Here is an 8,653-nt window from a genome sequence, read left to right on the forward strand (position 1 = left end):
GAGTTGCAGCGCTTCGCGCTGCAACTCTCTATTGGGTTTGATGTCCTGACACTCTTTCTTTTTTCATACAGAAAAGCCCATGCAAAAACATGGGCAAACTCTGGAATAGGGACAATTAATTCGATTAAATCAAGCCTGAAAAGTAGTAGATATTAGTCCCTAGATTCGCTTTCTGGAATAGAGAAAGCAATACTTAGAAAGCTCCAAATCCTGATAAAACCTTAGGAACAGTCATCAATAAAATTTTCAGATCCGACCATATAGTCCAGTCGCGAAGATAACTCAAATCACAATCCGTTACAGCATCTAGATCGAGCATCGTCGAACGAGCGCTGACCTGCCAAGCACCTGTGACTCCAGGCAATGAATTTAACCTTCTTTGGCGATCGCCACTAATCCTCAACGCATCGTACAGAGCCCAAGGACGAGGACCGACCAGACTCATTTCTCCCCGCAAAACATTAAAGAGTTGGGGAAGTTCGTCAAGGCTATACTTGCGCATCCAACGACCAGCAGGAGTAATTCTCGGATCGTCTTCACACTTATGTAGCCCTGTTTGACCGCTCATTACTAGATGATGCAGTTTATCGGCATCGGCAATCATCGTGCGGAATTTAATGATTCTAAATAACTTGCCGTTTTCTCCCACGCGCCACTGATGAAAAAATACAGAACCTCCAGAAGTGCTAGCAACGATCGCCGCCAATGCCAACATAACAGGACTGAGAATTATCAGAATTACCAAAGCTGCTAGCCAATCAAAAGTCCGCTTTATTGTCCAAGCGATCGCCCTACGCACCTGCGGCAATTCATCAGCTTGGGGCAAATTCAAGTAAACATCTTTTTGGGATCTCAAACATACATCGGCTAAATTCTTAAGTTTTGCTTCACCAATTTCAGGTTCCACTCGGATTAGATTAACATTAGACCGATTGACATTCTTTCCTAAGCTATGAAGTACTATCAAGAGTTTCGTTACACTTAAATACTTGTGACAAAAAGCGTTGAAATTCCCGAAAGAATGGACAAGCAATTTGCTTTGCTTTATTTTGAGCATTAAATTAGAAATAAAGGAAGACTCGTCTGGGCTATCTGCCAGTTCAATCACTTGCATTTTGTTCACGATAAAACTAGTCATTTCTTCCCTCTCTACTACCTTAATGTCTATCCAATGCAATTCTTACGCTTACAATTCTTGTACTTGTAATTCTTAGACTTTTGCAATTCTTTATTCGGTTAAATATTTGATTAACAAATTGCAAAACCCAAAAGATTTAATCTATTAATAAGAGTTCCCATAAGTAGTAGGAATATTACGGGAAACTCTAAATATCTAAATGCAATGCAATGAAATAGTTAGGAACTCACTAGATAGGGCAAAGTGAAATTTATTCTCTATTTCACATCGCAGTTATATATCTCCAAAATTACTGAAGTAGGATTCAATTAAATCGGAAAATAGCTTTATGCCTTTAATATACTTATTTATCTATCAATTCCATTGATATAGCAACCACTAGAAGTTACTAAAAGGTCATAGCAAAAGTTATATAAAAGTTATATTATTTTTTCGCATTTCTCGCGGCAGGCAGTTAGGTTCTGATAATCCCAAAAGCCATCCATGCTGAAATATAGCTGTCGCCAAGATTCCTAAGTAATACCAAATCACAAAATGGCTACGCCATTTTGTGATTTTAAAACCCTTACTGGGTTTGGTTTTCAATTCCCAAAAGTGTAGCCACACTTTTGGGAATTGGTATAACTTGGTATACGCTCCTAGAGAGAGTTAAGGAACTGGATTAAAGACGTACGATCGCCCTTATCCATATTTAAAAATGCTTGCTTTGACTTTTCTGCTTCGCCGCCATGCCACAGGATAGCCTCCTCTAAAGTACGGGCTCTGCCATCATGGAGAAATCCCGAATAGGGCAAAACCGTTTGGGTAAGCCCGATCGCCCATAGGGGGGAAGTACGCCATTCGGTTCCTGAGGCGAGAAAGTCGGGACGATTATCCGCTAGCCCTTTCCCCATATCGTGGAGGAGCAGATCGGTATAGGGATGAATAGTCTGCTCGGAAATCGCTGCTAATTGATGTTTGCCAGTTTTAAGAGTTTGGATATGGCAGCTAGCACAGCCTGCGCTGTGGAAGAGCCGATCGCCCTTTTGCACGGTGGGATCGTTGACCATGGCGACTGGACGGGCAGGCACGGTCAAACTTTGAGAGTAGAAGGTCGCCGAAACTAACTTTTCTTCGGTAATATCATTCTTGCCGCTGGGATCGGGAAAGACTGGATTAGTGATTCCCATATCGTTAACATAGGCGGCAGCAGTCTGTTGGCGTAGGTTGGGTTGATTTGCCTTGAGCCCAAATCTTCCCAGTACGGTGGCTTTTTTCTCCACATCCCACACCATGTTGGGCGTACCTGAAATCCCATCGCCATTTTTGTCTTGAGGATCGGCTAAGTCCAGAATTGTTTTGTCCGCGATCGCTTCCAATAGTCCTAAACCAATGACAGGAGGAGGTAACCGCAATGAGGTCATTACTTCCTCAGGCAAGGGTTTACCATCAGGGAGCGTAATGGTCGTTTTCGGCGATCGCAATTTGTAGCTTGCCCCATCAGCATATTTGCCCTCGGTCTCTTGCCATTGCAGGTTCACCTCCGCATTGGGCTGATAACCATAGATAGCATGGTCTCGGATTTGCGTACCAATATTAGGTACGGGAACCGAGCCGCCCATTACCTCTGGTTGACCGTAAGGTAAACTCACTCGCACTAAAAGCTGAGACTTTAGTGAAGTACTGGAGCCGATAATTGGCATCCCCCTCCCATTACGAAGGTGGCAACCATTACAAGAAGTATTATTAAACAGGGGACCTAATCCAGGATTTACTTGGGAAGGAGCGCTGACGAACACATCATTGAAGGTAACATTCGCCTCGCTATGCTTTTTGAGTTCCTCTTCCGTCAAATTAGCCGCAGGATTATCAAAAGCCCTAGAAGTGCGATTGGTGATCGATGTTTGACCTCCTGATAGGGGATCGAGATTAATCGGGGGTAGTTTTTGATAATCCATCCAAGTTTGAATGCCAATTACGGCGATCGCAACCGCTAGGATCAACAATCGGATTACTTGGCTGTGAGACCGAGAAGATAATGTATGCATAGCTATTAAGGGGAATGAACTAACTGAAAAAAATACCTAATTACTAAAATCACGCAGCATTTTTTTAATCTCAATATTGTGAAGTTCTTCCTGTCCGATCATCGTTCTGGCAAATTCTTCCAAATAGACACTGGCATCCTTAACAACATCGAGGAGAGTTTTGTACAGGTTTAAAGCTTTTCTTTCGTGATTCAAGCTCTCCGTCAAAATATCCTCTACAGTGTGCTTGAAGGTTTCTTCAATAGGAGAGATTCTCAGGCTGGGATGTCCATCTAAACCAGTTAAGATTTCTCCTACCTGCTGAGCGTGCAGAAGGGACTCAGTTGCTTGGGATTTAAAAAATGCCACGATCGGAATCCGATTTGCTCCTGTCACCATCAAGGCGTAGTGAGTGTAGCGGACGACTCCAGCCAACTCAAATTCCATAATTGAGTTGAGAATATCGTTAGTAGCCTGTAGATCTAGATCTTTCATAATTAGTTGATTTGGTGATTTGGTGAGCGGCGCGTGCGCCGCTGGTTTTAGCTCTGGATTTTAATTGTACTGAGGTACTTACTACCAATTCACGAAAGTGTGACAACACTTTTGTAAATTAAAAACTAAACCTAATAAGGCGTTTCAAGTTAAGAAATGGCGTAGCCATTTCTTAACTTGGTATTAAGTAATAATTAAAGGTTTGATTTCCTTTTCAAAGGTTTCCTTAACAGTTGTGACAGTATCGATCGCATTTTTGATTTTTGGTGCAGCCGTAGGATCGGCGATCGCATTACTAAATGGAGCAGGGATCTGCGCGATCGCATCTAAAGCCGCTTGAATTTCTTTATCTACACGGGCATCAAGGCTAGGATTAACCTTTGCCACATAGGCACTCAATCCCGCTTTACCTGCTGCATGGTTCTCAATGCCTCCAAAATAGACATTCTTCACGCAGAGAATATTATTTCTAAAGTCATTGATGGGATTGGCAAGCGCGTATTGAGATTCAATTGATGCGGGGTCTTTTTTCTTAAAGGGTTCGCCAATTTTCTTCTCAGCAACCTCTGTAGTGCTATCGATAATACCTTCAATCATCTCCTGTACAGCATCAGGTAGAGAAGGATAGATCGGGTTATTTCCGGCCGTAGCAAAGGAATCGCGATAGGGAGCCTTATCATCAATCCCCTTTACCCAAGCGGTGAGGAGTTTGTTAGCATCCCCATCCAAGACCGTTGCCAAGGCTTGCACATACTCAAACTCTCTGGGCGTAAAATCCGCGATCGCTTTTTTACCGTTCGCCCCAAAGAGAATGAACTCGATCGCATGGTATCCTTTTTGACTTTCCTGCAATTTTTGAATGGATTCAGGAGTCAATTTATCGTTGCTCTTGAGGATTTTCTCAAGATCGCCCTTATCTAAGGGCCATGTGTCGATCGCCGCATCTGCACCTAAGGACTTAGCAGGACCAATGGTAAACGATTCGCTCTGTTCCCAATATACCCTTGCTTCGATCCAAGCATCCTGAGCAGCTTTTAGATTAGGTTCGCTCGGATCTTTCGCTAAAATATCTACCGCAGCCTTCAGATCTTTCGTTTTACTTGTAAACTTCTGATAAGTAGGAATCACTACTTTGTCAGTAAAGTCCACAACGACCTGTTTATCGCTAAATTTTTTGCTGGCAGCAATAGAAGTGGTATTTGAATTACTGGCTACGTTGGTAGTGGTCTTGATTGATTGGGGCGTGCAGGCGATCGCCAAGGCGAAAACAATCACAGCCAAACTAATTGGCTTAATTAGGGCTTTTAAAAAATTCATATTCTTTAGTCTTGATCGTTACTTTTGCTTGTTATTTGAACGTTATTTGAACGTTATTTTTCATTTGCCAACTACAGGCTTTTGGGGCATTAGGCGAAGGTGTATTAGTTATTTACCGCTTATTTACCGCTTATTTACCGCCGTAATTTATTTTGGGTTTCTATCTTTGAGTTCCTATGTTTGAGTTCCTATGTTTGAGTTCCTATGTTTGGGTTCCTATGTTTGGGTTTCTATCTTTGGGTTCTTAGAAAAGGAAAGATCTGTTTACCAGAAAGAGAGCGGAAGTAGAAAACTATCATTGTGCTCAGAAAAACGCAGTATGCGACGATTTGCGTTGCGTAGAGCTTGTCAGAATAGCCAAACAAAGTAGCTAAAACAATTCCTGGAAATTTATCCGCAGGCAAAAACGAAGAAGTATCTGTAACTTGACGACCCAAACTAAACCAACTAATTACCTTTTGCGGCGGATCGAGAAATTCATAACTTTGTGTAGCAGTATTAAATACTTTGTCAATGGTATTTGCCAGATCGAAAGCAGCTAAGGATGTCATGACCAATCCAGCTACGATGAGGATCAAGATAATCCCTAATACTTGAAAGAAAATCCGAATATTGAGTTTTGCCCCAAATCTGAATATGGCTAAGCCGATGGCGATCGCCGCTACGATCCCGAATACACAGCCGATTGCGGGGGCATATTGAGCGAGTCCAGATTGTGTTGGATCGGGATTAAATGAGCCCGTAACAAATAGAACCGTCTCGGCACCTTCTCTTAAAACAGCCACAAAAATCAGGGTAAACAGACCCCAACCAACTTTATCGGCTTCGTTACTACGCAAAGCCTGCTCCACGCTTGCTTGAACCTGAAACCTCAAGGTCTTTGCCTGCTGAGTCATCCAGATCAGCATCCAACTCAACATCACGATCGCGGCAAGTGAAAAAATCCCTTTACACAAATAATAAATAGTGCCGCTAAAGCCGCCAATTAACTTCTGGGCGATCGCTCCCATCACACTACTAACAAAAAGCCCTGCGAGCGCTCCCAAGTAAACCCATTTGTTGAGAAATGATTGATTGGCTTTACTCAAATAAGCCAGCACAATCCCCACAACTAGAGTTGCTTCAGTCCCTTCCCTTAAGACAATTAAGAAGGTTGGCAGAGCCGAGCTAAAATCCATGATTTTACCTTTGTTATTTATTTTTGTTATTTACTGGCGTTGGTTAATTGGGATTTTGCGTTTGTTGATTATCGTTGATTATTTATCTTCAATGGTAACCAAGCTCTTGATCAATCCTAGCTCCTCAGCCGAAATTGCTTTCTTGGTCACTAGGTCATCAATAGTTTTGTAGGGTCTTGCGGCTTGAATCCGTTCTGAGAGCGAAGGCTTTGTGCCGGGAAGCTCTAATTTATCTAACTCAGCAATGGGAGCAGTATTGATATTAATCTTTAACTTGCTATTACTCTTTTCAGGGGCTGCGGCAGTGGGGCTAGAAACAGGATTATTCGCTGGATTATTGGCTTGCTTAGGGGCTTCAGCACAGGATGTAACTGTTAGTAAACCCGCTATTAGCATGGGGACTTCACGTTTGAGTAACCCTCTAGACAACTTATTTAACATTAGGAAAATTTAAGTTAGTAATAATCATTCTCAATTAGGTTGACAGAAATTTGCTTGTTTGTCAATCACTATCAGGAACTACTATCAATAAATTGGCAATACCTACAAGAAAATATGCTACCCCAAACCAAAAAAGCTTTATCCTAGAGAGCCTGCTACTAGACTCGCCTGCATGAATGTATCTTAAATCTCTACACATCAAGCAATTTCGCAACTACATTGACCAAGAAGTATCCTTCACCGCCCCCAAAACGGTGATCGTTGGGAACAATGCTCAAGGTAAATCAAACTTGCTTGAGGCGGTTTTGCTACTAGCAACTTTGCGATCGCATCGTGTTAGTAAAGATCGCGATTTAGTGAAAAACGGTTCGACAATCGGCGAAATTCGGGCAATCTGTCAACGCTCAAGATTGCCCGAAAGCTATCCCATCGACCTAGAAATGCAAATGCGATCTAGTGGCAAACGCACTCTGAGAGTAAACGGTGTTAACCAAGCAAGACATTTAGATTTTTTGGGGAATGTCAATGCTGTGATGTTTTCTAGCCTCGATCTTGATTTGGTGCGTGGCAGTCCCGAAAGTCGGCGCAATTGGCTAGATACAGTTTTAATTCAGTTAGAGCCGATTTATATCAATCTTTTGCAGCAGTACAATCAGGTTTTACGACAGCGCAATGCCTTGCTGAAGTCGATTAAACAGGGACAGATCCAGTACGAAGCTCAACAAATGGCGCTTTGGGATGCGCAACTTGTAACGACGGGAACGCGCTTAATCAGGAGGCGATCGCGATTATTGGAGAGATTAACCCCGATCGCTAGACATTGGCATCAAGCTATTAGTGGGGGGAGTGAGTATTTAGAAATTACATACTTACCTAAGTTTTCCTTTACTCCAACCGATCTAGTCGAAAATATTCATCAGTCTTTTTTTGAGGCGATATTGCAAAAAAACATCATTGAGCAACATCAAGGCACTAGCTTAGTTGGTCCCCATCGAGATGAGGTCTCACTGACAATTAATGCAACTTCGGCAAGAGAATATGGCTCCCAAGGTCAGCAAAGAACGCTCGTACTAGCTCTAAAACTGGCTGAGTTAGAATTGTTAGAATCGGTAATTGGCGAACCGCCGCTATTATTATTAGACGATGTTCTTGCCGAACTCGATCTGCAACGTCAAGATCATCTTTTAAATGCGATCGGTAATCGAGTACAAACAATAATTACTACGACACATCTCGGATCGTTTGACGCTCAGTGGTTAAAATCCGCCCGAATTTTTCAAGTAGCAAAGGGTGAAATTTCATCTTAACAAACTCACAAAATAAGCTTGCAATGCAAGCTTATTTTGTGAGTTATTCTTCGTCATCAGCGCCAACTTGACGCAGATGAATATGTTTGCGCCCAAGCCGAATTTCTAATTCGTCCCCTGCCTGTAGCCCCATAAGTTGTGTATAAGCCGAGCCAATTAATAGGTTGCCATTTTTCTGAACGCTGACACGATAACTTGCGCTGCGTCCACCTTTACCGCTACCTTTCGCTTCAAGCTCAACACCATCAGCCTCCATCAAGGCATTATAAAACTTCATTAGATTTACGCGAGCTTGATTGTTTTTTGTGATAGTTGCATATCCACAAGCTTTAGCTTTTTCTTCTTTTGACAGATGTTCTAGTTCTTTGACTTTCTGTAACAATGCATCACCAGAGAGTTGAACTGGTTGTTTAACCTTTGCCATTTGTTCTTAATAGTTTAATATTTGCTAGCTATATATCAGTATGTAAGATGATTGTACTATTAGTCAAATTTTTTTGCCATTGCATATAAGTAAAACTAAGCAAAACATTTTCTATTTGTTTTTACGGATAACTGTTATCCATATATCATTACTTAGATTGAGAAATGATAAGTTAGGATTGGGTTATTAATTAAAAAATATTAGGTTGATTTTCATGACCAAGGATACTGAAAAGATCATGAAAGTAATTTATATCAACCTGAAATCTTCAAAGATAAAAGATTTGCTACTCCCTTCCCACCAAAGAAATAGACATACAAAACCAAGAATTAGACGTTGCGGCGCGA

The 8,653-nt window shown here is 41.8% G+C and carries 8 protein-coding genes; 1 reads left to right on the top strand and 7 read right to left on the bottom strand.

What is annotated here, in order from left to right:
• Positions 1–193: 193 nt before the first annotated feature.
• The 6 genes from hepC to PSE7429_RS18930 all read right to left on the bottom strand — a co-directional run bounded on the left by hepC (position 194) and on the right by PSE7429_RS18930 (position 6,575).
• Positions 194–1,138 (bottom strand): heterocyst development glycosyltransferase HepC, encoded by a 945-nt coding sequence (gene hepC, locus PSE7429_RS18905; RefSeq protein ID WP_009628937.1) that lies wholly within the window; start codon positions 1,136–1,138, stop codon positions 194–196.
• A gap of 638 nt (positions 1,139–1,776) precedes the next feature.
• Positions 1,777–3,165: a di-heme oxidoreductase family protein gene (locus PSE7429_RS18910; protein ID WP_009628938.1), complete on the bottom strand. Its 1,389-nt coding sequence runs from the start codon at positions 3,163–3,165 to the stop codon at positions 1,777–1,779.
• Positions 3,166–3,201: 36 nt separating this feature from the next.
• Positions 3,202–3,639: a ferritin-like domain-containing protein gene (locus PSE7429_RS18915; RefSeq protein WP_009628939.1), complete on the bottom strand. Its 438-nt coding sequence runs from the start codon at positions 3,637–3,639 to the stop codon at positions 3,202–3,204.
• Between the two features lie 183 nt (positions 3,640–3,822).
• Entirely contained in the window at positions 3,823–4,956 is a 1,134-nt protein-coding gene (locus PSE7429_RS18920) for an imelysin family protein (protein ID WP_009628940.1), read from the bottom strand.
• Positions 4,957–5,186: 230 nt separating this feature from the next.
• Positions 5,187–6,134: an FTR1 family iron permease gene (locus PSE7429_RS18925; RefSeq protein ID WP_009628941.1), complete on the bottom strand. Its 948-nt coding sequence runs from the start codon at positions 6,132–6,134 to the stop codon at positions 5,187–5,189.
• A 78-nt stretch (positions 6,135–6,212) separates the two neighbouring features.
• The gene (locus PSE7429_RS18930) at positions 6,213–6,575 is read right to left on the bottom strand and encodes a ComEA family DNA-binding protein (RefSeq protein ID WP_009628942.1); all 363 of its coding nucleotides are present in this window, start codon (positions 6,573–6,575) and stop codon (positions 6,213–6,215) included.
• A 176-nt stretch (positions 6,576–6,751) separates the two neighbouring features.
• Between PSE7429_RS18930 and recF the strand changes: the two genes are divergently transcribed.
• A complete protein-coding gene (gene recF / locus PSE7429_RS18935; protein WP_009628943.1) occupies positions 6,752–7,882 on the top strand; it encodes a DNA replication/repair protein RecF in 1,131 nt (376 codons plus the stop codon).
• 43 nt (positions 7,883–7,925) lie between these two features.
• Here the strand turns inward: recF and PSE7429_RS18940 are convergent, their stop codons facing one another.
• The gene (locus PSE7429_RS18940; RefSeq protein WP_009628945.1) at positions 7,926–8,306 is read right to left on the bottom strand and encodes an AbrB family transcriptional regulator; all 381 of its coding nucleotides are present in this window, start codon (positions 8,304–8,306) and stop codon (positions 7,926–7,928) included.
• Between the last annotated feature and the right edge of the window lie 347 nt (positions 8,307–8,653).

The sequence above is a fragment of the Pseudanabaena biceps PCC 7429 genome (genome assembly GCF_000332215.1).
Lineage (GTDB): Bacteria > Cyanobacteriota > Cyanobacteriia > Pseudanabaenales > Pseudanabaenaceae > Pseudanabaena > Pseudanabaena biceps.

Bases quoted from the DNA above. Each gene is read 5' to 3' on its own strand.
- PSE7429_RS18925 (WP_009628941.1), bottom strand. From the start codon at position 6,134: ATGGATTTTAGCTCGGCTCTGCCAACCTTCTTAATTGTCTTAAGGGAA.
- PSE7429_RS18910 (WP_009628938.1), bottom strand. From the start codon at position 3,165: ATGCATACATTATCTTCTCGGTCTCACAGCCAAGTAATCCGATTGTTG.
- PSE7429_RS18915 (WP_009628939.1), bottom strand. From the start codon at position 3,639: ATGAAAGATCTAGATCTACAGGCTACTAACGATATTCTCAACTCAATT.
- PSE7429_RS18930 (WP_009628942.1), bottom strand. From the start codon at position 6,575: ATGTTAAATAAGTTGTCTAGAGGGTTACTCAAACGTGAAGTCCCCATG.
- recF (WP_009628943.1), top strand. From the start codon at position 6,752: ATGTATCTTAAATCTCTACACATCAAGCAATTTCGCAACTACATTGAC.
- hepC (WP_009628937.1), bottom strand. From the start codon at position 1,138: ATGACTAGTTTTATCGTGAACAAAATGCAAGTGATTGAACTGGCAGAT.
- PSE7429_RS18940 (WP_009628945.1), bottom strand. From the start codon at position 8,306: ATGGCAAAGGTTAAACAACCAGTTCAACTCTCTGGTGATGCATTGTTA.
- PSE7429_RS18920 (WP_009628940.1), bottom strand. From the start codon at position 4,956: ATGAATTTTTTAAAAGCCCTAATTAAGCCAATTAGTTTGGCTGTGATT.